Genomic DNA, 24,708 nt, shown 5'->3' on the forward strand with positions numbered 1-24,708 from the left:
AGATTTACCAATTTTGTAAAAATATATCTTAAAAATTATCTTGCCTAAAATATGTATAAAACAATAATTTTATATGTTAAGCTTGATAATTTTAAAGATATATCTTATATAATTATTTTCAAATAAATATTCATACACAATTATCCAAATGCAAGTATTAAAACGTAATTTTTTATAATAATTAAATTTAATTGTAAATGTTTCAAAATTTATAAAAATTATTTATTTGAAAATGTAAAAAATGTTTTAGGAGGGAGATATGGATACAAAAATTCTAAATGGAAGTAATCTCACACTTGAAGATGTGTACAACATTTCGTTCAACTATCAGAAAGTGGATGTAGATGAAGAAGCAAAAGAAAGAGTTGCAAAAGCAAGACAAGTATTGTTCGATATGGCGGCTGAAGGCAAGCCTGTATACGGACTTAACAGAGGTGTAGGTTGGAACAAGGACAAAGAATTTGATCAGGATTTTTTCACTCAATATAATAAAAATCTTCTGAATACACACTGCTTAGGAGTACCGCCTTATCACAGCGAAGAAGATGTAAGAGCAATTTTACTTTTAAGACTTAACAAGGTTTTGTCAGGTCATACAGGTATGTCACTTGAACTTATGCAAGCATATGTAGATTTTTTAAATCATAGAATTCATCCAAGAGTTCCTATGAGAGGTTCAATAGGTGAAGCCGATATAACAACACTAAGTCATATAGGACTTGCTTTTATAGGCGAAGAAGACGTTACATATAAAGGTGAAGTCATGAATTCCAAAAAAGCTATGGATATGGAAGGACTGAAACCTATAATATTAGGACCTAAAGACGGTCTTAGCATAGTGTCATCAAATGCACAAGGTGAGGCTATGGCTGTTATGGCACTGAGAGAAATCGAAGAAATAGTAGATTTATCAAACATAATATTTTGTTTAAGCCTTGAAGGTCTAAACGGAGTTATGGAACAATTAAGAGAAGATGTAAACGTTACAAGAGGAATATATGGACAAATAAAAGTTGCAAGAGATTGCAGAAATTATTTAAAAGGAAGTTTCCTTCACGATAAAGACCCTGAAAGAGCACTTCAAGATCCTCTAAGCTTCAGATGCGCACACTCAATAAACGGAAGTATTTTAGACGAACTCGAATTTGTAAAAAAATACCTTAATATTCAGCTTAATACTACTGATGACAACCCTTGTATAATACTTGAAGAAAACTCATCATTTGTAAGTGCAAATTTTGAAACTACAACTCTTGCAGTAGGTATAGAAATGCTTGCAACAGGACTTAGCCATTTATCAAAATCATCCTGCTACAGAACTATAAAACTTGCAGATCCGGCATTTACAAAACTCACAAGATTTTTAACTGCCAAAGAAGTAGAAAGTATAGCATATGGAACAATACAAAAAACATTCACTATGCTTGATACTCAAAACAGAGGACTTGCAAATCCGAATTCAATGGATTTTTATTCACTTGCCGGCACAATAGAAGACCATGCATCAAACCTTCCGCTTGCCGCATCAAGATTATACAAAATAGTGGATAACATAAGATATATAATCGGAATAGAAGCTATGCACGCCGTTCAAGCAATAGATTTAAGAGGTAACCATAAACTCGGTGAGGTTACATCAAAAGCATACAAAATAATAAGAGAAGAAATACCATTTTTGGATAAAGACAGAAATTTGAGTAAAGATATTCAAAAAATATACAATATTATTAAATCAAATAAACTTCTTGAAATTATAAGATAATTAAATTTAATACATAAAAAGGAGTGCTATAAAATGGAAAACCAAAAGAAAAATATAAGATGGGAAGTTTTCGTACCGTCTTTTATACTTGTAGCATTAGCTGCAATAATAGGTATAGTAAATAATCAAGCTTTGACAGAAACATCAAACAAATTTTTTGCCTGGTCTCTTGAAAGCTTCGGTTGGCTGTATCAATGGGTTACAATCATAACTTTATTTCTTGTGTTCGCATTATTATTTTCTAAAATCGGAAGTATAAAAATAGGCGGAAAAGATGCAAAGCCTAAATACTCTTTCGGCACATGGTTTGCAATGACACTTACAGGTGGGGTTGCAACAGGTATAGTTACTTGGGGAGTAAATGAGCCTCTTATATATTTAGGAAATATTTACGGAGAACTTGAAACTCTCGGAATAGAACCGGGAAGTGCAGAGGCTGTAAGATTTGCAATAGGCAGATGCTTTTACAACTGGACATTTTTACCATACGCTTTATATGCTTTGACAGGTGTAATAGTTGCATATGTATACTTCAACAAGAAAAAACAATTAAACGTAACATCTACATTAGAGCCTTTATTTGGCGAAAAAGTTAGAAAAGGCGCTTTTGCAAGTGTGGTAGATACTCTTTCTATGCTTGCTATAGTTCTTGGTCTTTGCTCAGGTCTTACTATGTGCATAGTTTTAATAAGTACAGGTATAAGCTATTCATATAAAGTAGATGTCACACTTCCACTTTTCATAGGAATTGGTGTGCTTATAATTGCGGCATTTACATTATCTTCTTATGTCGGACTTGACAACGGTCTTAAAAAATTGGCAGGATTAAATGCATATTTTTATTATGGACTTTTAATACTTATAATAGTTACAGGTCCTACACTTTTCATACTTAGAAATACAACAGCAGGTATGGCTGAATGGTTGCAAAATTTCTGGTCTTGGGGATTGGACCCTATAGATATAGGTGGAGCCGCACTTACTCGTTCATGGACACTGTTCGACTGGTCAGTATGGATTGCTTATGCTCCTGTTACAGGAATATTCTTAGGACAAATATCTTATGGTAGAACTATAAGACAATGCTTGATAATAAATCTTATATTACCTGCAATATTCGGTATAATTTGGTTCGGAGTTTGGGGTAATGCAGCTATAAATATGCAAATTACAAACCAAGTGGATCTTGTAAGCACTATACAAAATGCCAATTCGGTTACGGCTCTATATCAGTTCATAGAAAATATGCCGTTCGGTCTTGGAACAATATTAATACCTATAAATATATTTGTAATCCTTATTTCATTCGTTACAGCAGCCGATGCAACTGCAAACAACGTAGCATCTATGTGCATAAAAGACATACCTATAGGTTCTGAAGCTCCCGGATCTTTAAAAATATTATGGGGAGTTACAATAGGTATAATAGCTATAATAATGGCTGCATTCGGCGGTGGAGAGCAAGGTGTTCAAGGTGTTAAATCACTTGCAGCCGCAGGAGGTTTCGTAGTTTTATTCATATTCATATTACAAATAATTTCAAGTATAAAAATGTTTTTTATAGATAAAATAGAAGAATAATATATTTATATTAACTCTGTTTAAGTTATCTCACCCCCATTTCAAATGGGGGTTTATTTTTTTTCAATCTATGTTTAATTATACTAATACTATTTTCAATTTTAAATATCACACAGTTTTTATTTCCATATTATATATTTTTTGTGACTATCTATCGCATTATTCTATATGATATATGTCTTTTTAAAAGATTTTTAGTATAAAAGTTAATAGAATAATTGATATTTCTGTTTTTAAAAATGTTTTAGCTAAGTAGAGTTAAGTATACTTAAAATAAATTAACTTATATAAATCTTTATCCATTAATTAAATATTATACTATTTTTAATAAGATTATGGATAAATTATACTGTAAACCTAAAACATTAATTTATTTTGAAATAAGATAAATACGAAAATAGATGAACGATATATTGAATAAACATAAAATTAAAAGCTCACATTGGGGTTTAAAAAGACAAAAATAGAGAATTTATTTATCTATAGAATAATAAATTCTCTATTTTTAAAGTATTTTTATTTTTTTATTTAATCTATAAAGTAATATACAATTTATTATAAAATATATTAATGTAACAATCCAAAGTAAATTAGAATTTACCCAAAGGGATTGTGTTATTAAATAAGCATCTATCACTAATAGTGTAAGTATATGATCTTTTTTTATATTAAATATTTTCACAAAAATTACTGGTAAAATATTCATTATTGACACTGATAAAAAGTAAGTTTTCTTTGTAAAATCAGCTTCATTAAAAATTATTGAATCAATACTCAATAAAGCAATTTTAGTAGATAATACAAAAATTATATATAAAAAAACTATTTTAATATTTTTTTTCATTTTTCCCCTTATTATAATTTTATCAATTTGGATATTTATGTAATCTACTTACTACAGTATATCTATTAGAATCGCCCACATCTATAGATTTTATAATGAGATAGGGTAATTTATTCTAACTTAGTTGATATAAAGAGACTCTAATTGTTATTTCTGGCAAAAATGGTATTTATCCAAATAGTGTTGAAAAACTATCCATAATGTTAACAACATACTTAATTACATTTTACACTTATAATGATTAATATAGTTTGTTCAGCGCTTAAATTTCTATTATTTCCTACTTCTATACTTCATACTCATTTTTTCATACATTTGATTATAACAAATAAGGATTTATCTTTAAATATATTTTGTAAGGATAACACGTCCATATACATGATATCCTTACAAAATATATACATGCCTAACTTATTTATTTGTTGTTGTTTTATATATGACATAATACTTACTATACCATAGATAATCATATACAATAAGGATATTTTTAAAAAACAAAAAATGCTCTGAAATCAACGTTTTCGGGTTAAAATTTATTTTTTATTTATAAAGTCAGAATCTTACAAATACACTTATTTTTACATTTTTTAATTGTTATATCCTTGAGCGGCTTGTCTGTCCGCATCATATGATTTTTTAAATTCGTAGAAAGTACTCCTTATTTCCCCTTCCAATGCTTTTATATCTCCACCTGATATTTGCACCTTTACATGCTCCTCTATATCTCCTGTATTCATATTAGTCTTTGTATATGAAAATATATCTGATAAATCCTGTTTTTCATAGCTTGTCTTGTACTCATATCTTATATGATTTTCGAGTTTTTCCAAAGTTCCTACATAATATGGAAAATCTGCATACGCTTTGTAAAGTATATCATATATTTCAGAGTTTTGCGGTGATAGAGGGGGATAGTTTTTTTCCTGATAGCTTAATGCTATCTTAGCATCCTCTCTGCCTATTTCTGTAAGGTATTCTTTTGCTGATGATACTATCTGATTGTTCACATTTTCTTGTTGTTTAGTATTGGAACTGTAGAGTTTAATCATATCTATTATGTCATCGGGAAACAATTCTTGCAGGCTTATTTCATACAATGAACCGTCTTTCGTCTCTGTAAATTCTGACAACTTATAATTACCATATTCATCTTTTGTAAAAGTTATAACTGCCGGTGAGCTTAGCCCCGCACATTCTTCAAATATTCCATTTTGAAATTGAAACTGAGCATATGTCATATATACATAAGCTGTTGTATTTATACCATCCACTTCCGTTCCTAATGTTATATGTCCTTGAGCTGCAAATTCTCCATTATACACTTTGTCCTTATTATGAGATAATATGGCATTTGATATACTTTCTTCTAAATTTGGAGTATATGTTTGAACCTCATTAAAATCTATCGAGTCTATCTGTTTTATATATTCTTTGAAATCTTCAAGTGTTGCTGTAGATTCAAACGGATCTTTTCCAACCAATTCTGTCGCCCATTGTCTTTGTCTCGACTCTATTGTATACAATGCTCCATTTTTATTTATAGACAGCTCAACTTTGTCACAATTTTCGATGAGTGACAATATTATCATTGCATTGTAACTGAAATTGGACTTGATGTTTTTTGTAGTTTCCTGATTTTCGTTTGATGAGCTGAATATTATATTGAGAGATTTTGGCAAGCTGTCAGATGTTTGCAACTCTATCCCTGAATATTTCAATTCTTCAGGAAATTTAAGCGAATTAACTATCTTTGATACTTTTGAATTTTCTCCTATATAATTGGTACGCATAGCATATATTTGCTCATCCCAATTCTTAGCATTTATTGGTATTTCCGTATTTTTATCTGCAAAGTCCAAAAATATCTTTGCTACGATTAACGAAACTATAACTCCAAGTACAACTATTATTCCAATCAAAAATTTTTTATTCATAAATACCTCCACAGTAAAGCTAAGTCTTAAATTATCATAAGCCAATCAAAAAATTTATACTCTCAGACTTAGTCTGTATCCATTTTCTCAAATTTTGATATAAAAAGCTATACAAATTCAAGAAAAAAATATATAATTTAAAGGTTATATACTGTCAATCTTTTAACATATATATTTTATATTATATATTAAAAACTCGTAATATGGAATAAATTTACATATAAATGTTAATATTTTGTAAATTATATAGTATAATATATAAGATGAAGTTTTTATTTTAGGAGGTAATATTTTGAGAGACATACTTATAAGCAATATATTTATGATCGCCGTTGTATTAGGCTACACTATTTTCGTAGGTAATCATTTTTTAAGGTTCAAAAAATTAGCCGGTAATAAGGTTGGTGAATATAAACACAAGTCCACGGTGAAAACTATGGGATATGTAATGCTTGCAATAGGTGCATTTTATGTGGTTATGTTCATACTTCAGGAGAAAAAGACTCCTACCATGATTTTTACATTTGCCTTATTTGTATATTTTGTGACACTTGTATCATTTATCTCTATCAAAAACATACTTATGTACGAAAACGGTTTGATATATTCAGGTAAATTCTTGCTGTATCAAGATATGGAATCTATAGATAAACTGACAAAAAAAGGTATAAACATAAAAATGCAAAAAAAAGGATTGAGCGATACCGTATATATAAACAAGATTGAAGACGAAAAAGCATTCATTGCTGATGTAAAAAAACGTATGAAGTTTGCTAAAAAAGGCAAAAAGCTTGCAAAAAAATAGAGTAAAAATAGAAAGGAAAGACTATGAGAGCATTGGTGCAAAGATCTCTTAAATCAAGCGTATCAATAAAAACAGACGGAGAATATAAACTCAAAGAAAGTATAGAAAAAGGTTTCGTCGTATTACTCGGCGTATGTGACACAGATACTGATGATGATTTGAACAAACTTGTTGACAAAATATCCAAACTCAGAGTATTTGAGGATGAAAACGGCAAAATGAATTTATCTATAGCTGATTACAATGGAGAAATACTTCTCATATCTCAATTCACTCTATACGCAAACTGCAAACACGGCAACAGACCGAGCTTTATAGAGGCAGGAAAACCAGAATATGCCAACGAAATGTATGAAAAATTTGCATCTAAGCTGAAAGAAAATGGCATAGTAGTCAAAACCGGCATCTTCGGCGCAGATATGCTCGTAAATATAGAAAATCATGGTCCAGTAACTATAATGCTGGACTCTGATGAGTTATTGAAAAAATAACTGTATCACATCAAACTTTTAATTTCGGCTTGTTGATATTTTATACAATAATTATCAATAAGCCTGATTTTTTATAAGCTTATACTAAAAGTTACTATAATCCCTAATGAAATAATAGATAATTTATACAAGAAGTCCATAAACGGTATTATATTTTAATGAATTTTCACAATGATATTTTCTATAGCTCTATTGAGTTTTAGTATAAGTATATTCAAAGTAAAAAAACTATATACATTTTATCCATTAATTAAACAAATATCAGTATTAATATAAAAGAGGTAGACATATGACTGATAGCAAAAGACAACTTGAATATTTCAAAACTGTTACCCATATGGGTTCTCTTATGCTGTCCAACGGCGGTGAAATTTTTAGAATTAATGCCGCTATGAATTATGGTGCAAAAAGTCTCGGTTTAAACGATTTTAATGCTTATGTTATCGCAAATGCTATATTTGCATCAATAACTATAGACGGTGAACTATACTCAACTCGCATATGCTATGTACCCTTGGCATCCACAAATTTATGCAGAGTAGAAGCTCTAAACGAGCTTTCAAGAAAACTGGCAAGCCAAAATTTCAAATACGAAGATATAAAAGATGAGCTTAAACATATAGAAAATTTGGAATCATCATCAAAGCTGACAAAAGTTGTATGCTCCGGTCTTGGAAGCGGAAGTTTCTGTTATTTGTTCGGAGGAAGTTTTTATGATACTTTTGTATCTTTTATAGCCGGAGTTGCACTTTATTTTTTCTTATTGTATATAGTTCCGAAATTATATATACCTAAAATTATGAGTTATATTGCCGGAAGTGCTCTGGTAACACTGCTTTGTCATATATTATACAGCCTCGGCATCGGAAACTATCTGGATAAAATAATAATAGGAGCGATATTCCCATTGGTACCTGGTATCCCTATAACCAATGCAATAAGAAATTTTTTGGAAAACGATCATGTATCAGGACTTATCAGAATGGTAGATGCACTTATAACCGCCACTTGTATAGCTGCCGGTGTAGGTGTTGCTCTTAGAATTTGGATTATTATAGGAGGTCTTATATGAGTTATGTAGTACTTCAGCTCATTGCCGCTTTTATAGGAACAAGTGCTTTTTCCGTACTTTTCAGCGTTCCGAAAAAATATTATCTACATTGCGGTTTTGTTGGCAGTATAGGATGGGCTGTATATCTCGCTGTAAACCTTAATTTTCACAGACCTATAATAGCAACATTTATGACAAGTTTGGTGCTTACCGTAGTATCAAGATATTTATCTGTACAGTATAAAGCAACGACCACTATGTTTTTGCTTTGTGGTATATTTACAATAGTTCCTGGTGCTTGGATTTATTATACGGCATATTATGGAATAATAGGAAATGAAACAGAAGCAATACGCAAAGGCTTTGAAAGCATAAAATTGGCACTCTCTATAGGTATGGGCATAGGTGTTGCATACTCCATATCCCCAAAAGTATTCGGTTGGAAAAAATCAGCAGACGTATGGAGAGAAGATAAAGAATAAGTGTAAAAAACCGCTCAACATCTATATTTTATACTAATCCATAATAGAATAATAGATAATTTATCTGAAAACTCTATAAACAGTGTTATATTTTAATGAAATTTACACAACACTATTTTTCTATAATTCTATTGATTTTTAGTATTATTTATAAATATGAGCGGTTTTTAATATTTTAATATCCAAATATTTTTCACTTTTATCCCTATGTCTATTTTTTATAAAATCTATCTACATAACTTTGTGCATTATCATATGTCAAATCAAACTTCGCCTTTATTCTTGACACTATCTCTTCTTTATCTAAAAATAATTCATTTCTATATACTTCTATTATATTTTGTATTCCTTTTTCCTCTCCTTCCAATCTACCTTCAGCCATTCCTTCCAATCTGCCTTCTTCTCTCAACATCTCTGATATTCTACACATATCTCTCGCTCCTTCCTCGTCTTTTTTATAATACTGATTCCTTGTTAAAAAAAATTGCAATTTTTATTATTTAAAATATATTGTTTATATGTATTTATTATTTGATTTTATAATATTATTATATCATAAATACTTATTGTATAGTATATTGTAAATAACATATTTTACTTCCATACTTTTTTCATTTATTCAAATTTATCTGTATATACGTTGACTATTTTATAGTAAATTACTTCAAAACTCTTAAAAAATATGGTATAATTATTCCCAAATATGCCATATGTCCTTTTTTGTTTTTTGTAATTAAATTATAATACAATTGTTATAATAGATGTAATTAATTTGTATGTTTCAATATATAAATAAAATATAATTATATTTTCCAATCGAAAGGAAATGATTATGAATAAAAGTGAATTAATACGACTTGCGTTTAAAGCAAGGGAAAACGCATACACCCCTTATTCCAATTTTAAAGTAGGTGCAGCTCTGCTCGCAAAAAATGGAAAAATATATCAAGGTTGCAACGTAGAAAATGCAACATATTCACCTACCAATTGTGCAGAAAGAACAGCTTTTTTCAAAGCTGTCTCTGAAGGTGTACGAGAGTTTGACGCTATTGCCATTGTAGGAGGTCTTGAAACTACAAAGGAAGGTGAATTTGAATATACTCCTCCTTGCGGTGTATGCAGGCAGGTTATGATGGAATTTTGTGATTATAATAATTTTATCATAATCCTTGCAAAATCAGAGCAAGATTATAAGGAGTATAAGTTAAGTGAAATAATGCCACTTGGCTTTAATAAAAATAATTTAAACAACTAAATTTTAATTTATCAGCTTGCCTAACTTCGTTAGACTTCATATCAAGGCTCAGTCACGTAACATTAGTACACTCCTTCGCCTTTCATTTGTCTGTCTCGTTATCCAAGTGCTAAATTAAAATTAATACTATATTTATAACTATAAATTGGAAATTATTTTTTATTAAATTCAAACTAAATAATTTAGTATTCAAACCATATAAATTATTAATTTGAAATATAAAATAAGGAGGCGAACACTAATTGAGTAATGTAATTGAAATGAATCATATTACCAAAAAATTTGGTGATTTCAAAGCACTGGACGATGTTACATTGCATATTGAAAAGGGTGAAATCCATGCCTTGTTGGGTGAAAATGGCGCCGGAAAATCTACTCTTATGAGTGTATTATTCGGTCTATATCAGCCTGAAGAAGGTGAAATATATATAAATGGAAAAAAAGAAGATATAAACAACCCAAATATAGCCAATGATCTCGGTATAGGTATGGTACATCAACATTTCAAGCTTGTTCATAATTTTACTGTGCTTGAAAACATTGTATTAGGTCACGAAACTGTAAATGCCGGATTTTTAAAGATGACAGAGGCAAGAAAAAAAGTAGTTGAGCTTTCTGAAAATTATAAATTCAACATAAATCCTGATGCGTACATATCAGATATAACGGTAGGCATGCAACAAAAAGTTGAAATTCTCAAAATGTTGTACTGCGACAATGATATATTAATATTTGATGAGCCTACAGCTGTACTTACTCCACAAGAAATAGATGAGCTCATGGAAATTATGAAGCAAATGGCAAAAGAAGGTAAATCAATAGTTTTTATAACTCACAAACTCAATGAAATAAAGGCTGTTGCAGACAGATGTAGCGTACTGAGAAAAGGCAAATATATAGGAACTGTTGATGTAAAATCTACCTCAAAAGAAGAAATGTCGGAAATGATGGTAGGCAGAAAAGTCAATCTGAATGTTGATAAAAAAGAACAGCAAGCCGGCGATACAGTCCTTGAAGTAAAAAACCTCACTATAAAAGACCAAATACACGCAGGAAAAAATGCGGTATCCAATGTATCATTTACAGCAAGAAAAGGTGAAATAATAACAATTGCCGGTATAGACGGAAACGGACAGTCGGAACTTGTATACGGAATAACAGGTCTTATACATGTGGAATCAGGTCAAATTATTTTAAACGGAAAAGATATAACTAACGAGAGTATAAGAAAAAGATGTTTGGACGGAATGGCTCATATTCCTGAAGATAGACATAAATTCGGTCTTGTACTTGATTATACTCTTGCCCAAAATCTTGTCCTACAAACTTATTATGATGACAGGTTTCAAAAAAACGGTTTTATAAAATTTGACGAAATATCAAAATATGCAAAAAAACTTATAGAGCAATATGACGTAAGAAGCGGACAGGGAGAAGAGTCAATCGTAAGAGGAATGTCCGGAGGCAATCAGCAAAAAGCGATAATAGCAAGAGAACTTGACAGAGATCCTGATATTGTAATAGCAGTACAACCTGTAAGAGGATTAGACGTAGGTGCAATAGAGTACATTCACAAAAAATTGGTTGAGCAAAGAGATAAAGGAAAAGTAGTCTTATTAGTATCTTTTGAATTGGATGAAGTTATGAATTTAAGTGATAGGATACTTGTAATGTATGAGGGCGAGATAGTTGCAGACATAGATCCTAAAACTACTACTACACAAGAACTTGGATTATATATGGCTGGAACAAAGAGAGGTATAGGATATGAAAAACAATAACAAAAATTTTCAAAAATCAATAATAAGTTTTTCTTCATCTATAATGGCTATACTTGCCGGTTTGCTCTTCGGACTTATAATTCTTTTGGTATCAAATGCCAAGCAAGCGAGTGCAGGTTTTATCACAATATTACAAGGCGGACTTGTAAACGGTATGACAGGAATAGGTCAAACAGTAAATTTAGCAGTACCTATTATAATGACAGGTCTTGCTGTAGGTTTTGCTTTTAGAACCGGACTTTTTAACATAGGGGCGGCAGGACAATTTACATTAGGTTCATTTGTAGCTGTTTTAGTCGGTATAAAATTTACATTTTTGCCTCCTGTAATACATTTTATTGTAGCTCTTATACTTGCAGGAATTGCCGGAGGATTATGGGGATTCATACCGGGATTTTTAAAAGCCGTAGCAAATGTAAATGAAGTTATATCATCTATTATGACAAATTATATAGGAATATTTTTCGTAAATATGATGATTCCTAAACTAAAATTATATGACCAGTTAAAAAACCAAACACTGCCTGTAGCAGAATCTGCAAAAACACCAAGGATCGGTCTTGATATACTGTTTCCTGATGCAAACTTGGATATGGCACTTTTAATAGTAATAATGGCAGTAGTAATAATATATATAATTATCGAAAAAACTACTTTCGGCTTTGAATTAAAAGCCTGTGGTATGAACAAAGATGCGAGTAGATATGCAGGTATAAATGACAAAAAAAATATCATACTTGCAATGTCAATATCAGGTGTACTTGCAGGAATCGGTGGAGCACTTATGTATCTTGGCTCTACAGGTAAATATATGCAGGTGCTTGACGTAATAGCTCCTGAAGGCTTTAACGGTATATCAGTCGCATTGCTCGGCGTATCAAACCCTATAGGTATATTATTCGCAGGCCTATTCATTGCACACATAACAGTAGGCGGATATAATTTACAACTTTTAAGTTTTGTTCCGGAAGTAATAGATATGATAGTTGCTGCTATAATATATTGCGGTGCGTTCTCTTTAGTATTTAAAACTATAATATTAAAATTATTTTTTGATAAAAAAGACAAAAAGGAGGATAAACAATAATGAACACAATCTATTATATAGTTCAACAGACAATGTTTTTTGCAATTCCTCTTTTAATAGTCGCTCTCGCAGGTATGTTCTCAGAAAGAAGCGGAATTATAAATATAGCACTTGAAGGAATAATGGTAATCGGTGCATTCTTCGGCATAGGATTTATAGCTTTAATGCAAATGAATGATTCTCCTATGAATCCTCAGCTTATGCTGTTAGTAGCTATAATTATTGCAGGCATTGCCGGTGGAATTTTTTCCCTACTTCATGCTTTTGCCTCAATAAATCTAAAAGCCGATCAAACAATATCAGGCACAGCACTTAATATGTTTGCACCTGCTGCTGTAATATTTACAGCAAGAATATTACAAAGCGTACAACAAGTACAATTTGCAGATAAATTTCACATAACAGAAGTACCTGTTCTGTCAGGCATACCTATAATAGGCTCAATGTTCTTCAAAAACGCTTATATAACTACTTATGTAGGTTTGATAATATATGTAATATCTTATATACTTATCACACACACAAGATTCGGCTTAAGGTTGAGAGCTTGCGGAGAGCATCCTCAAGCAGCTGATTCTGTCGGTATAAATGTATATTTCATAAGATATATGGGAGTTTTAATATCAGGAATATTGGCAGGTATTGGTGGAATAGTTTTTGTAGTACCTACTTCTACAAATTTCAATGCAACAGTTGCAGGTTATGGCTTCTTGGCACTTGCGGTTTTGATATTCGGTCAATGGAGATGTCAAAAAATATTCTTCTCAGCATTTTTCTTTGGTATTATGAAGACTTTTGCGGCTGCATACTCAGGCATACCAATTTTAAAAGACTTACCTATATCAGCCAATGTGTTCAAGATGATACCATATATAATAACACTGCTCGTGCTTGTATTTATGTCCAAAAACTCTCAAGCCCCTAAAGCAGAAGGTATCCCATATGATAAATCAGTGAGATAAAACTAAGTTTATAAACTTACAAAAAACAAAAAAATATTCATAATTTAGTTGGTTAAGAGCAATACCTTTATTTATTAAATAAATATATTTACAACTAAAAACCATGACTTATTTAATTCGTTTATAAAGTTAAGGAAATACAACATTTTAAAAATCTCATTATTTTAAATAGTTTTTAGCATTACAATTCAAATATTCTATATAAAAAATTCGCTTAATTAAATTTACAACAACCTATAAAAAAGGGGTGATACCGATGTATATGTATGATTTAATTATGAAAAAACGTGATGGAAATGTATTAAGTGAAAAAGAAATAAGAGAAATGGTAAGTGAATATGTAGAGGGAAATATACCCGATTATCAGATGTCTGCAATGCTTATGGCTATATATTTTAAAGGTATGAACAGTCAAGAAACATTTGTATTGACAGATGCAATGGCACATTCAGGCGATATAGTTGATTTATCCGCAATACAAGGCATAAAAATTGATAAGCACTCTACAGGCGGAGTTGGAGATAAAACAACTCTAATAATTTCTCCTATAGTAGCATCTTATGGTGTAAAAGTTGCAAAGATGTCAGGAAGAGGACTTGGCCATACAGGCGGAACAATAGATAAACTTGAAGCCATACCTAATATGAAAACTACACTGACACAAAAAGAATTTTTCGATGTAGTAAATAAAGCTGGATTTTCTGTGATAGGACAATCCGGAAATTTAGCACCTTGCGATAAAAAATTATATGCACTTAGAGATGTAACCGCAACTGTAGACTCTATACCTCTAATTGCATCATCAATTATGAGCAAAAAATTGGCAGCAGGTTCAGATTGCATACTTCTTGATGTAAAGACCGGAAGTGGTGCATTTATGAAAACATTGGACGGTTCGATTGAATTATCAGAAGCTATGGTTGACATAGGTGAGCGTTCAGGAAAAAGAACAGTAGCGCTTATAACCGACATGGATATACCTCTTGGAAATAATATAGGCAACTCACTTGAAGTAATTGAAGCAGTAGATGTTTTACTTGGAAAAGGTGCAAAAGACTTAACTGACGTCTGCATAGAATTATCAGCTAATATGCTTTACTTAGCACAAAAAGGTGATTTGGATAAGTGCAGACAAATGGCAACTGACGCAATAAAAAATAAATCAGCCTATGAATATCTCAAAAAAATGGTAGCACTTCAAGGTGGAGATGTATCTGTAATAGAAAATACAGACAATTTTGAAAAATCAAAAATAATCTATGAAGTAAAATCAACTGAAAGCGGTTATATATCAAAAATGAATACGCAACAAATAGGATTATGCTCTTCGCACTTAGGAGCCGGCAGAATGACAAAAGATTCTCCGATAGATTATTCAGCAGGGATAATACTGTCAAAAAAAGTGGGAGATTATGTAAATAAAGGCGATGTACTTGCTAAGTTTTACACAAATGATGAAAACTGCATAAATTCTGTAGAGCAAAACTATATAAAAGCTCTACAATTCAGCAAAGATAAACCAAAAGAAGAAAAACTTGTATTGGCAAGAATTGAAAAGGATAATATCACTAAATTTTAATTTACCCAAATTTGCCCTAAAACTGTGAATTTACTTCGCCTAACTTCGCAGAACTTTCGCTTGTATAACTTCAGTACACGCACTCAAGCTCTACTTGTCCGCCTCGTTCTACACGTTTTATAGAACAAATTTTACTCAAGTAGAAATAAATAATATAAAAAATCAAAATATTAAAAAAACATTATAATTTATATTGTCTGAATATTAAATTTTTTAGTTTCAATTTATCAAGAAATAACTTACAATTTACACTTGTTAAAGAGAATATCAATTTTGATTTATCACTTGTATAGTGGAGATAGACGAACGAAAGACAAATGAGCGTACTTATATTACTTAGCTTAAGAAATACGTTAAGTCTAACAAAGTTAGACAAGATGATAAATCAAAATTAAATGTTGACCATTACACCAAATTGTACTATTATTAAAGGAGAAGAGTTTATGAAAAATGAAGAAATATTTCCCAAAATAGACCATACTGTATTAAAAGCTTTCACAACTTGGAGCGATATAGCAAAGTTGTGTGATGAAGCTATAAAATATGGTATGGCAAGTGTTTGTGTACCACCTTGTTACATAAAAAAAATAAAAGATACCTATGGAGATAAAATAAATGTATGCACAGTTATAGGATTTCCACTTGGGTACAATACAACAGATGTCAAAGTTTTTGAAACAAAAAAAGCTATTGAAGACGGAGCGGGCGAAGTTGATATGGTAATAAACATCTGTGAAGTAAAAAACAACAACTTTTCTTACATAGAAAACGAAATAAAACAAATAAGACTGGCTGCCAAAGATGTAATACTTAAAGTAATAGTGGAAACTTGCTATTTAACTGATGAAGAAAAAGAAAAGCTATGTAAGATAGTAAGCGATGCAAAGGCGGATTACATCAAAACAAGCACAGGTTTTGGAACAAGCGGTGCAAATTTGCAAGACATAGCACTGTTTAAAAAACACATATCAAATGATGTCAAAATGAAAGCCTCAGGTGGAATAAAGACAAAATCTGATATGGAGAACTATATTAACGCAGGCTGTAGCAGAATAGGTACAAGTTCAGCTATTTCACTGATAGATTAAAAAAATATTTTTTATTTTAGGAGGCAATTTATTATGAAAAAGAAACTTTTTAGTGTTTTGCTTTCAGTTGTTATGGCATCTACACTATTAGTAGGTTGCGGTGGTTCAAACCAAACTGCTGAGAAAAAAGAGGAAACAAAAACTGAGCAATCAGACGCAAAAAATGACGAACAATCAGCTGATGGAGCAGAAATAGCTCTAATAACAGACGTTGGAACAATTGATGACAAATCATTCAACCAAGGAGCTTGGGAAGGCGTTGAACAATTTGCAAAAGAAGCCGGAAAAACTCATAAATACTACAAACCGACTGAAAAATCAGATGCAGCTTGTATAACAGCAATTGAGCTTGCAATAAAAGGTGGAGCAAAAGTTGTGGTTTGTCCAGGATTTTTATTTGAAGTACCAATTTATAAAATGCAAACAAAATACCCTGATACAAAATTCATAATATTAGACGGTGCACCACATGATTTGAATAAAGACGCAGAAATCACTGAAAACACAGCATCTATATTCTATGCAGAAGAACAATCAGGATACCTTGCAGGTTATGCAGCAGTTAAAGAAGGATACAGACAATTAGGATTTATGGGTGGAATAGCCGTACCGGCTGTTATAAGATTCGGATACGGATATATACAAGGTGCAGACGCAGCTGCTAAAGAACTTAACTTAGCAAAAGATGAGGTAAAAATAAAATATACTTACGTTGGAAATTTCGACGCAACTCCTGAAAATGAAACAAAAGCATCTTCTTGGTTCACAGACGGAACAGAAGTAATATTTGCTTGTGGTGGAGCAGTTGGAAACTCTGTAATGAAAGCCGCAGAAAAATCTAAAAAAGCAGTTATAGGTGTTGACGTTGACCAATCAGGCGAATCAGAAACAGTTATAACATCAGCAATGAAAAACCTTAAAAACTCAGTATATGAAACATTAAAAACTGTATATGATGATAAATTTGAAGGCGGAAAATCAGTTGTACTTGGCGCAGATACAGGCAACGTGCTATTAGCTATGGATACAGCAAGATTCAAAAACTTCACAAAAGAAGAATACGATAAAATATATCAAGACATAGTTGATGGTAAAGTAGTTGTAAACAAAGACGATATCGCAGAAAACGCTGCAGAAGTACCTACTGAATTGGTAAAAGTTGAAAATATACAATAATATACAACAATTAAAAACCGTCCTGATTTGAGGGCGGTTTTTTTATAAATATACAGCTACAATTTATATATTATACCTTTACTTATTGTTAATAGCTTTATACCTCAAAATAACTTTATCAACAAATTTGTTTTCGTTTATTAGTTTTAAAAAAATTATACTATCAATTTTTAAGTTTAATTACTAAATCATATTTAGAAAATTATATAAACTATTAAAAATAACGCAATAAAAAATATTTGGGATTAATGGTGTATTGCTTATAATATTTTTTATTTTAATCAGTTAACAGTATTATAGTATAAGACATCTGCTTTAAGGAGAAATATGATTAACATAGATAACTTTCCTAATATTCCCAAAGAGAATAAAGAATATTTTTTAAACTATATAAAAACCGCTCCTGAAAATATGTTAAAAAATCTAAAAGTAGAAAAATTACCCAAAGACACCATATTCATAAGAGAAAATGAGAGTGTAAACAATGTATATATTCTTTTAGACGGAGTTGTAAGAGCGGTAGATTATCGAATGCACGGAATTTCGTATGAATTTATGCGATTTTATCCTGTAAAAATGCTCGGAGCAATGGAAATAGTATTAGATATAGAAAAATACTGCACCACGCTTATAACAGAAACGTCCTGCACTATATTGGTATGCCCTGCAAAAGAGTTTTCAAATTGGATATTAAACGATCTAAACGCCATAAAAATGGAGATGAAAACAATAGGAACATATCTTTTAGAAGAAGACAGACAAAACAGATTATTTCTATTTTTACAGGGAAGAGACAGGCTTTTTGTCCTATTGATGCAATACTATGAAAAATATTCCAAAAACGACAGATGCCTTGTAAAACTCACACGTTTGGAATTATCTGACAGAACAGGTATAAGCATAAGAACCATCAACCGTTCAATCAGAAAAATGCAAGAAGAAGGACTTATAAATAAGGAAAATTCAAAAATATTAATAACAAAAAAACAATATGAAAAAATGTTAAATTATATATCAGAAAAAATAGATTAAGGAGGACTAAAAACATGAGTATTCCAACACCTCATATCACAGCAAAATATGGAGAAATAGCAAAAAAAGTATTAATGCCGGGAGATCCGTTAAGAGCAAAATTTATAGCCGAAAAATACCTTCAAGACATAGTATGCTTCAACACAGTTAGAAATATGTTCGGATATACAGGCACATATAAAGGCGAAAAAGTATCAATAATGGGTAGCGGTATGGGTATGCCGTCAATCGGTATATATTCATACGAACTATATAAATTTTATGATGTAGACTCAATAATAAGAATAGGCTCAGCAGGCTCATTAAGAGATGATGTTCACGTTATGGATATAGTTATAGGAATGGGAGCATGCACAAACTCAAACTATGTATCACAATACAAATTAAACGGAACATTTGCACCTATAGCAAATTATGAGTTGTTAAACAAAGCTGTAGAAGTTGCAAAACTTCAAGGCAAAAAAGCTGTAGTAGGTAATATATTGTCATCAGATACATTTTATAGTAATGATACTACTGCAAACGACTCTTGGAAAAAAATGGGAGTAATAGCCGTAGAAATGGAAGCCGCTGCACTTTATATGAACGCTGCACTTCTTAATAAAAAAGCACTTTGCATACTCACAATATCAGACCATATATATTTGGATGAAAATCTGTCAGCCGAAGAAAGACAATTAGGCTTTTCAAATATGATAGAAATAGCACTTGATATTTAAGAAACTTTAATTTAAGTTAGTTAATTCTCATTTCAAATGGGGATTAACTAACTTATACTAAAATTTATTTAGCTAAGTGAAATTAAGTATATTTAAAATAAATTACTTATATAAATCTTGTACATTAACATTATATTATTACTTTCATAAACGTTTTGTTCTTTAACTATTTTTTATTTTCCTTCTATATATTTCTATTTGACTTTCGTATTTATTATTCTGAGGTTTATAGTAAACTCTATCTTTTAATTCGTTAGGTAAATATTGTTGCTCAACATAGTTATTTTCATAGTTGTGCGGATATTTATACTCTATTCCCCTACCCATTTTTTTTGCACCGCTGTAATGTGCATCTTTTAAATGCTTAGGTATATCTCCTGTGCTTTTATTGTCAATATCTGATAACGCCTCGTCTATTGCAAGTATTACAGAATTTGATTTAGGTGAAGTAGCAAGCAATATCACTGCTTGAGCAAGGGGTATCCTTGCTTCAGGCAATCCCAAGAATAATGCACTGTCCACACAATTTTTCACTATTGATATTGCACTTGGATGCGCCAAACCTATATCTTCGCTTGCAATAACGAGAAGTCTTCTGCATATAGGCTTTATATCCCCCGCTTTTATCGCTCTTGATAAATAATGTAGCGCTGCATTCTCGTCAGAGCCTCTTATAGATTTTTGAAAAGCACTCAAAAGATCATAATAGCTGTCGGAGTTTATATCATATAAGAGTTGTTTTGATATATTAAGAGACTTTAGAATATTTTCGTCTATTATAAGCTCATCATCATCTGAATACAAATCTATTATAAGCTCCAGCAAATTAATTGAGCGTCTTACATCTCCATTTGCATATGAGCTTATAAGTTTTATTGCATTTTGAGATATATCTATTTTTTTAAAATTATTTTTCAATTTTTCTATGCAATGTAATATATTCTGCTCTATTTTTTCATAAGACACTTCTTTAAATTCCAATATTATAAGCCTGCTAAGAAGCGCTTTATACACATATTGGTAGGGATTTTCAGTGGTAGCAGCTATAAATGTGATTACACCTGTTTCTATGTATTCTAGCAATATCTGCTGTTGTTTTTTGTTGAAATTCTGCAATTCGTCTATATAAATAACAGGTTTTACACGCCTTATGTCATTCACATAAGATGATATTATTTTTTTTATCTCCTCAGTTTTTGTATGAGTGGCGTTGAACATATGTATATCTGTATTGCAATTATCCGCTATTATTTTTGCTACTGTCGTCTTGCCTACTCCCGGCGGACCGTAAAATACCATATTGGGTATGTTTTGCGTTCTTATCGCCCTATCTATAATCATATTTTTTGATGTTATATGCTCTTGTCCGAATACATCAGCAAGTGTACTCGGTCTTAGAGTTTCGCTCAACATTGTCTTTATCATATCTCTACCTTCATATAAAAAAATAAATATCAAAAACTTTTACTATACATATCATAAGATTTTATATGGTAATTCTATTATTTGTAATATTATTGTCTGATTATGATATTATGTTCAAACTATTTTGCAAGCAGGATTGCCAAATTTTTTATAAATATTCGCTTTATAGGTATTTATAAAAAAGTGCATAGACCAAAATATATTTTAGCATATCTTAATATATAGTATTTAGTATAAAATCAAATTTCCCATCAATTATCTCTTATATTATAAGATAGTTTACACATAACAACAAGTTTTTTGATGAATTTTATAGTATTAAATGTAGTTTCTATACTAAAATCCATTTCAACAATAAAATATATCCATTTGATTAAGCAATAGTATTAGCATTAATTTTTAAATACAGTTACACCGCTAAAGTATATAAGCTTATAAAAACAGAACATTATTATATTTTTATCATTTATAGTTTATATTATTATAGCTTTTCATTGTTTTTTATCAAATTTTATAGTATACTAATTACTGTATCTTTCAAATTATTATATCAATTACAAAATTTGAAACAGAATAATCTATTACATAAAAATTTGTATCTGTATTTGGAGGTTTGTATATGAAATTATTAGAGCAAAAAATTCTATCTGAAGGACGTGTAAAAGATGGTAATATCCTCAAAGTTGATGAATTTTTAAACCACAAGCTCGACATAGCATTCTTGAACGAAATTGGAAAAGAGTTCAAAAGAATATTCGCAGACAAAAAAATAGACAAAATACTTACAATAGAAGCATCAGGTATCGCTATAGCTTGTATTGCTGCACAATATTTTGACAATGTACCTGTAGTATTTGCAAAAAAAGCAAAAAGTCAAAACTTAGATGGCGATTGCTACACAAGTGTTGTAGAATCCTTCACTTATAAGAAATCTTTCACAATCACAGTTGCTGAAAAGTTTTTGAAAGAAGGAGAAAGAATACTTATAATAGACGATTTTCTTGCAGAAGGTAAAGCTGTAAGAGGTTTAATAGACGTAATAAATCAGGCAGGTGCAATAATTGAAGGTGTAGGCATAGTAATTGAAAAAGGCTTCCAAACAGGAGGAAAAGATCTAAGAGGTTTAGGATTAAACGTACAATCACTATGTATAATAGAATCTATGGAAAACGGAAAATTACAATTTAAAGAAGTGTAAATTTAAAACTTTTATAAAAAATACCCTAAAATTATAAAATTTTAAGGTATTTTTTTATCTATTTTACTTCTTTTGTTTCTTTTACTTCCTTTGTTTCTTTATTGTTCGTATCTTTTTTTACGTCTTTTTTAACATCTTTTTGATAATCAAATACTTTTAATGTGTTTAATCTCAAGTCTTCTTTCTCTTGTGGTGATTTTTTGAAGTCATGATTATAAATCGCACTTTCCCAGCTACCATACATAGGGTTAGGGAATATTATATATTTTTCTCCGAACTTATCTGCTATACCTTTAAGTTTTTCATCTCTTTGTTCTAATGTAAGTCCTTCAAACTCTTCGAAGTCAACTATGTTATCACCGAAAAGCATTATAAGATTGTATTCTTTTGCAATTTTTTGTCTTCTTGCCTCTTTGCTCTTGTCTTCTTTTGATTTAAGCAATACGTGTTTTTCATCTGCATAAGGCAAGCCCTTATCTTCAAGATTTTTTATTGTAGCTTTTAATTGGTCTACTTTTCTATCTGATATATAAAATACTTCAACACCTTTTGATTTTGCATAATTTAAAAACTCTTTTGCTCCTGCAACAGGATCTGCCTTTGCTTCATCTACCCACTCTTTCCAACCTTCAGGATACATCTTCATAGCATAAGCAAAGTATGCTTGTTGAGGCGAATTATCCAACACGGTTTCATCAATATCAAGAGCTATAGCATAAGTTTTATCGCTCTTTTCTTTAATTTTTGCATCAAGTACAGTTTTAGCCACATTATATCCTTGATAATACAATGCTTTTGCTTCTACTGATGATTGATACCACAAAGTTCCCATAAGATTTTCTCTGCTTAGAGTTTCGTTTGTTACTGCTGGTTTTTCACTTGCTACAACAGTTTTTTCAGTTTTTACTTCTGTTTTTGTATCAGCTATTGCGTATACAGGCATAACCATTGTAAAGGCAAGTGCCATAGGTAAAATTTGTTTTTTTAAATTCATAAAAAAACCTCCTTAAAATTAAATTTTTGAATAACGTTTTTATATATAATAAAAAATCATATCTATTTAATTTTAAAACTTTTTATTTAAAATTACAACATTTTATATAAAATATATAGGTATAATTCGTGCCATATGTCCTTGATTTTTTATAATAATTAAAAATATATCTTGTTCATAAAAAAAGGTACCTATATGAAATAGATACCTTTTTGTTTTATTAAAATATTATTATATATTTTTAATATGAGTTTTAAATTAGTCTAATATTTTTGATACAACGCCTGAACCTACTGTTCTTCCACCTTCTCTTATGGCAAATCTCATTCCTTCTTCCATAGCTACCGGTGTTATAAGCTCAACAGTTATTGTTACGTTATCTCCAGGCATTACCATTTCTACTCCTTCAGGTAATTGGATATCTCCTGTAACATCTGTTGTTCTGAAATAGAATTGAGGTCTGTAACCTTTGAAGAATGGAGTATGTCTACCACCTTCATCTTTTTTAAGAACGTATATTTCGCCTGAGAATTTCTTTTTTGGATGAATAGAACCCGGTTTTGCTAAAACTTGTCCTCTTTCTATTTCATCTCTGTTTACACCTCTTAAAAGCGCTCCTATGTTATCTCCTGCTTGAGCTTGGTCAAGTAGTTTTCTGAACATTTCTATTCCTGTTACTACTACTTTTCTTGATTCGTCTTGTAGACCTACTATTTCTACTTCGTCTTGTACTTTTAGTACTCCACGTTCTACTTTACCTGTTGCAACTGTTCCTCTACCTGTTATTGTAAATACGTCTTCTACAGGCATTAAGAATGGTTTATCTGTATCTCTTACAGGTTCTTCTATATATGAATCTATTTGTTCAAATAGTTCTACTATTCTGTCTCCCCATTCGCTTGAAGGATCTTCTAACGCTTTAAGAGCTGAACCTCTTACTATTGGAGTATCATCTCCAGGGAATTCATATTCATTTAGAAGTTCTCTTACTTCCATTTCAACTAATTCTAAAAGTTCTTCGTCGTCTACCATATCGCATTTGTTCAAGAATACTACTATTTTAGGCACACCAACTTGTCTTGATAGAAGTATATGTTCTCTTGTTTGAGGCATAGGACCGTCTGCTGCAGAGCAAACAAGTATTGCACCGTCCATTTGTGCAGCTCCTGTTATCATGTTCTTTACATAGTCGGCGTGTCCCGGGCAGTCAACGTGAGCGTAGTGTCTGTTTGGAGTTTCATATTCAACGTGAGCTGTTGATATTGTGATTCCTCTTTCTCTTTCTTCTGGAGCTTTATCTATATTGTCAAATGCAACAGCTTCTCCTGTACCGTATCTTTCATGTAATGTTTTTGTTATTGCTGCTGTTAATGTAGTCTTACCATGGTCAACGTGACCTATTGTTCCAATATTAACGTGTGGTTTTGTTCTTTCAAATTTTGCTTTAGCCATTGTTATTCTC

Annotated in this window: 22 protein-coding genes; 16 read left to right on the forward strand and 6 right to left on the reverse strand. The window is 30.9% G+C overall.

All coding sequences use genetic code 11. The annotated features are described in order from the left end of the window. Positions 1 to 259 precede the first annotated feature (259 nt). Both HMPREF9630_RS05820 and HMPREF9630_RS05825 read left to right on the forward strand, forming a co-directional pair. Positions 260 to 1,762, forward strand: a complete 1,503-nt coding sequence (locus HMPREF9630_RS05820; protein ID WP_009527585.1) for an HAL/PAL/TAL family ammonia-lyase — start codon at positions 260 to 262, stop codon at positions 1,760 to 1,762. Positions 1,763 to 1,795: 33 nt separating this feature from the next. Further along, positions 1,796 to 3,343 carry a BCCT family transporter gene (locus tag HMPREF9630_RS05825; RefSeq protein WP_009527586.1) on the forward strand — a complete coding sequence of 516 codons (1,548 nt, stop codon included), beginning with the start codon at positions 1,796 to 1,798 and terminating at the stop codon, positions 3,341 to 3,343. 505 nt (positions 3,344 to 3,848) lie between these two features. Here HMPREF9630_RS05825 and HMPREF9630_RS05830 read toward each other — a convergent pair. Continuing rightward, entirely contained in the window at positions 3,849 to 4,187 is a 339-nt protein-coding gene (locus tag HMPREF9630_RS05830) for a hypothetical protein (RefSeq protein WP_009527587.1), read from the reverse strand. 587 nt (positions 4,188 to 4,774) lie between these two features. Further along, positions 4,775 to 6,121, reverse strand: a complete 1,347-nt coding sequence (locus HMPREF9630_RS05835; RefSeq protein ID WP_009527588.1) for a DUF4825 domain-containing protein — start codon at positions 6,119 to 6,121, stop codon at positions 4,775 to 4,777. Between the two features lie 292 nt (positions 6,122 to 6,413). Here HMPREF9630_RS05835 and HMPREF9630_RS05840 point away from each other — a divergent pair, with 292 nt between their 5' ends. The 4 genes from HMPREF9630_RS05840 (at position 6,414) to HMPREF9630_RS05855 (ending at position 8,950) form a co-directional block, all read left to right on the forward strand. Next, entirely contained in the window at positions 6,414 to 6,926 is a 513-nt protein-coding gene (locus HMPREF9630_RS05840; protein ID WP_009527589.1) for a hypothetical protein, read from the forward strand. Positions 6,927 to 6,949: 23 nt separating this feature from the next. Then, the gene (gene dtd, locus HMPREF9630_RS05845; RefSeq protein ID WP_009527590.1) at positions 6,950 to 7,417 is read left to right on the forward strand and encodes a D-aminoacyl-tRNA deacylase; all 468 of its coding nucleotides are present in this window, start codon (positions 6,950 to 6,952) and stop codon (positions 7,415 to 7,417) included. 289 nt (positions 7,418 to 7,706) lie between these two features. Further along, a complete protein-coding gene (locus HMPREF9630_RS05850) occupies positions 7,707 to 8,489 on the forward strand; it encodes a threonine/serine exporter family protein (protein WP_009527591.1) in 783 nt (260 codons plus the stop codon). Then, positions 8,486 to 8,950, forward strand: coding sequence for a threonine/serine exporter family protein (locus HMPREF9630_RS05855; RefSeq protein WP_009527592.1), 465 nt, complete (start codon positions 8,486 to 8,488; stop codon positions 8,948 to 8,950). Before HMPREF9630_RS05850 ends, HMPREF9630_RS05855 begins: the two co-directional genes overlap by 4 nt. 211 nt (positions 8,951 to 9,161) lie before the next feature. On the opposite strand, the gene HMPREF9630_RS05860 is transcribed toward HMPREF9630_RS05855, so the two are convergent. Then, positions 9,162 to 9,380 carry a hypothetical protein gene (locus HMPREF9630_RS05860; protein WP_009527593.1) on the reverse strand — a complete coding sequence of 73 codons (219 nt, stop codon included), beginning with the start codon at positions 9,378 to 9,380 and terminating at the stop codon, positions 9,162 to 9,164. A 402-nt stretch (positions 9,381 to 9,782) separates the two neighbouring features. Between HMPREF9630_RS05860 and HMPREF9630_RS05865 the strand changes: the two genes are divergently transcribed. From HMPREF9630_RS05865 to deoD, 9 genes are all read left to right on the forward strand, one after another. Continuing rightward, positions 9,783 to 10,205 carry a cytidine deaminase gene (locus HMPREF9630_RS05865; RefSeq protein ID WP_009527594.1) on the forward strand — a complete coding sequence of 141 codons (423 nt, stop codon included), beginning with the start codon at positions 9,783 to 9,785 and terminating at the stop codon, positions 10,203 to 10,205. Between the two features lie 242 nt (positions 10,206 to 10,447). Continuing rightward, positions 10,448 to 11,986: an ABC transporter ATP-binding protein gene (locus HMPREF9630_RS05870; protein WP_009527595.1), complete on the forward strand. Its 1,539-nt coding sequence runs from the start codon at positions 10,448 to 10,450 to the stop codon at positions 11,984 to 11,986. Beyond that, on the forward strand, positions 11,973 to 13,073 hold the full coding sequence (locus HMPREF9630_RS05875) for an ABC transporter permease (protein ID WP_009527596.1): 1,101 nt from the start codon (positions 11,973 to 11,975) through the stop codon (positions 13,071 to 13,073). The genes HMPREF9630_RS05870 and HMPREF9630_RS05875 overlap by 14 nt, the downstream gene beginning before the upstream one ends. Further along, entirely contained in the window at positions 13,073 to 14,035 is a 963-nt protein-coding gene (locus HMPREF9630_RS05880) for an ABC transporter permease (protein ID WP_009527597.1), read from the forward strand. The genes HMPREF9630_RS05875 and HMPREF9630_RS05880 overlap by 1 nt, the downstream gene beginning before the upstream one ends. 256 nt (positions 14,036 to 14,291) lie before the next feature. Then, entirely contained in the window at positions 14,292 to 15,614 is a 1,323-nt protein-coding gene (locus tag HMPREF9630_RS05885) for a pyrimidine-nucleoside phosphorylase (protein WP_009527598.1), read from the forward strand. A gap of 443 nt (positions 15,615 to 16,057) precedes the next feature. Continuing rightward, positions 16,058 to 16,702, forward strand: a complete 645-nt coding sequence (gene deoC / locus HMPREF9630_RS05890) for a deoxyribose-phosphate aldolase (protein ID WP_009527599.1) — start codon at positions 16,058 to 16,060, stop codon at positions 16,700 to 16,702. A gap of 33 nt (positions 16,703 to 16,735) precedes the next feature. After that, the gene (locus HMPREF9630_RS05895) at positions 16,736 to 17,878 is read left to right on the forward strand and encodes a BMP family lipoprotein (protein WP_009527600.1); all 1,143 of its coding nucleotides are present in this window, start codon (positions 16,736 to 16,738) and stop codon (positions 17,876 to 17,878) included. A gap of 327 nt (positions 17,879 to 18,205) precedes the next feature. Then, complete coding sequence (locus HMPREF9630_RS05900) at positions 18,206 to 18,910, forward strand: Crp/Fnr family transcriptional regulator (protein WP_009527601.1); 705 nt, start codon at positions 18,206 to 18,208, stop codon at positions 18,908 to 18,910. 14 nt (positions 18,911 to 18,924) lie between these two features. Beyond that, positions 18,925 to 19,629: a purine-nucleoside phosphorylase gene (deoD, locus tag HMPREF9630_RS05905; protein WP_009527602.1), complete on the forward strand. Its 705-nt coding sequence runs from the start codon at positions 18,925 to 18,927 to the stop codon at positions 19,627 to 19,629. Positions 19,630 to 19,791: 162 nt separating this feature from the next. Here the strand turns inward: deoD and HMPREF9630_RS05910 are convergent, their stop codons facing one another. Next, on the reverse strand, positions 19,792 to 21,054 hold the full coding sequence (locus tag HMPREF9630_RS05910; RefSeq protein WP_009527603.1) for a replication-associated recombination protein A: 1,263 nt from the start codon (positions 21,052 to 21,054) through the stop codon (positions 19,792 to 19,794). A 619-nt stretch (positions 21,055 to 21,673) separates the two neighbouring features. Between HMPREF9630_RS05910 and HMPREF9630_RS05915 the strand changes: the two genes are divergently transcribed. After that, positions 21,674 to 22,252, forward strand: a complete 579-nt coding sequence (locus HMPREF9630_RS05915; RefSeq protein ID WP_009527604.1) for a xanthine phosphoribosyltransferase — start codon at positions 21,674 to 21,676, stop codon at positions 22,250 to 22,252. Between the two features lie 58 nt (positions 22,253 to 22,310). On the opposite strand, the gene HMPREF9630_RS05920 is transcribed toward HMPREF9630_RS05915, so the two are convergent. Next, on the reverse strand, positions 22,311 to 23,246 hold the full coding sequence (locus tag HMPREF9630_RS05920; RefSeq protein WP_009527605.1) for a 5'-nucleotidase, lipoprotein e(P4) family: 936 nt from the start codon (positions 23,244 to 23,246) through the stop codon (positions 22,311 to 22,313). A gap of 258 nt (positions 23,247 to 23,504) precedes the next feature. Next, positions 23,505 to 24,698 (reverse strand): elongation factor Tu, encoded by a 1,194-nt coding sequence (gene tuf / locus HMPREF9630_RS05925; RefSeq protein ID WP_009527606.1) that lies wholly within the window; start codon positions 24,696 to 24,698, stop codon positions 23,505 to 23,507. Between the last annotated feature and the right edge of the window lie 10 nt (positions 24,699 to 24,708).

This window comes from Peptoanaerobacter stomatis, from assembly GCF_000238095.2.
Lineage (GTDB): Bacteria > Bacillota > Clostridia > Peptostreptococcales > Filifactoraceae > Peptoanaerobacter > Peptoanaerobacter stomatis_A.

Excerpts from the sequence above, each read along its gene's own strand:
- HMPREF9630_RS05820 (WP_009527585.1), top strand. The coding sequence starts at position 260 with ATGGATACAAAAATTCTAAATGGAAGTAATCTCACACTTGAAGATGTG.
- HMPREF9630_RS05825 (WP_009527586.1), top strand. The coding sequence starts at position 1,796 with ATGGAAAACCAAAAGAAAAATATAAGATGGGAAGTTTTCGTACCGTCT.
- HMPREF9630_RS05830 (WP_009527587.1), bottom strand. The coding sequence starts at position 4,187 with ATGAAAAAAAATATTAAAATAGTTTTTTTATATATAATTTTTGTATTA.
- HMPREF9630_RS05835 (WP_009527588.1), bottom strand. The coding sequence starts at position 6,121 with ATGAATAAAAAATTTTTGATTGGAATAATAGTTGTACTTGGAGTTATA.
- dtd (WP_009527590.1), top strand. The coding sequence starts at position 6,950 with ATGAGAGCATTGGTGCAAAGATCTCTTAAATCAAGCGTATCAATAAAA.
- HMPREF9630_RS05850 (WP_009527591.1), top strand. The coding sequence starts at position 7,707 with ATGACTGATAGCAAAAGACAACTTGAATATTTCAAAACTGTTACCCAT.
- HMPREF9630_RS05855 (WP_009527592.1), top strand. The coding sequence starts at position 8,486 with ATGAGTTATGTAGTACTTCAGCTCATTGCCGCTTTTATAGGAACAAGT.
- HMPREF9630_RS05860 (WP_009527593.1), bottom strand. The coding sequence starts at position 9,380 with ATGTGTAGAATATCAGAGATGTTGAGAGAAGAAGGCAGATTGGAAGGA.
- HMPREF9630_RS05865 (WP_009527594.1), top strand. The coding sequence starts at position 9,783 with ATGAATAAAAGTGAATTAATACGACTTGCGTTTAAAGCAAGGGAAAAC.
- HMPREF9630_RS05875 (WP_009527596.1), top strand. The coding sequence starts at position 11,973 with ATGAAAAACAATAACAAAAATTTTCAAAAATCAATAATAAGTTTTTCT.
- HMPREF9630_RS05880 (WP_009527597.1), top strand. The coding sequence starts at position 13,073 with ATGAACACAATCTATTATATAGTTCAACAGACAATGTTTTTTGCAATT.
- HMPREF9630_RS05885 (WP_009527598.1), top strand. The coding sequence starts at position 14,292 with ATGTATATGTATGATTTAATTATGAAAAAACGTGATGGAAATGTATTA.
- deoC (WP_009527599.1), top strand. The coding sequence starts at position 16,058 with ATGAAAAATGAAGAAATATTTCCCAAAATAGACCATACTGTATTAAAA.
- HMPREF9630_RS05895 (WP_009527600.1), top strand. The coding sequence starts at position 16,736 with ATGAAAAAGAAACTTTTTAGTGTTTTGCTTTCAGTTGTTATGGCATCT.
- HMPREF9630_RS05900 (WP_009527601.1), top strand. The coding sequence starts at position 18,206 with ATGATTAACATAGATAACTTTCCTAATATTCCCAAAGAGAATAAAGAA.
- deoD (WP_009527602.1), top strand. The coding sequence starts at position 18,925 with ATGAGTATTCCAACACCTCATATCACAGCAAAATATGGAGAAATAGCA.
- HMPREF9630_RS05910 (WP_009527603.1), bottom strand. The coding sequence starts at position 21,054 with ATGATAAAGACAATGTTGAGCGAAACTCTAAGACCGAGTACACTTGCT.
- HMPREF9630_RS05915 (WP_009527604.1), top strand. The coding sequence starts at position 21,674 with ATGAAATTATTAGAGCAAAAAATTCTATCTGAAGGACGTGTAAAAGAT.
- HMPREF9630_RS05920 (WP_009527605.1), bottom strand. The coding sequence starts at position 23,246 with ATGAATTTAAAAAAACAAATTTTACCTATGGCACTTGCCTTTACAATG.
- tuf (WP_009527606.1), bottom strand. The coding sequence starts at position 24,698 with ATGGCTAAAGCAAAATTTGAAAGAACAAAACCACACGTTAATATTGGA.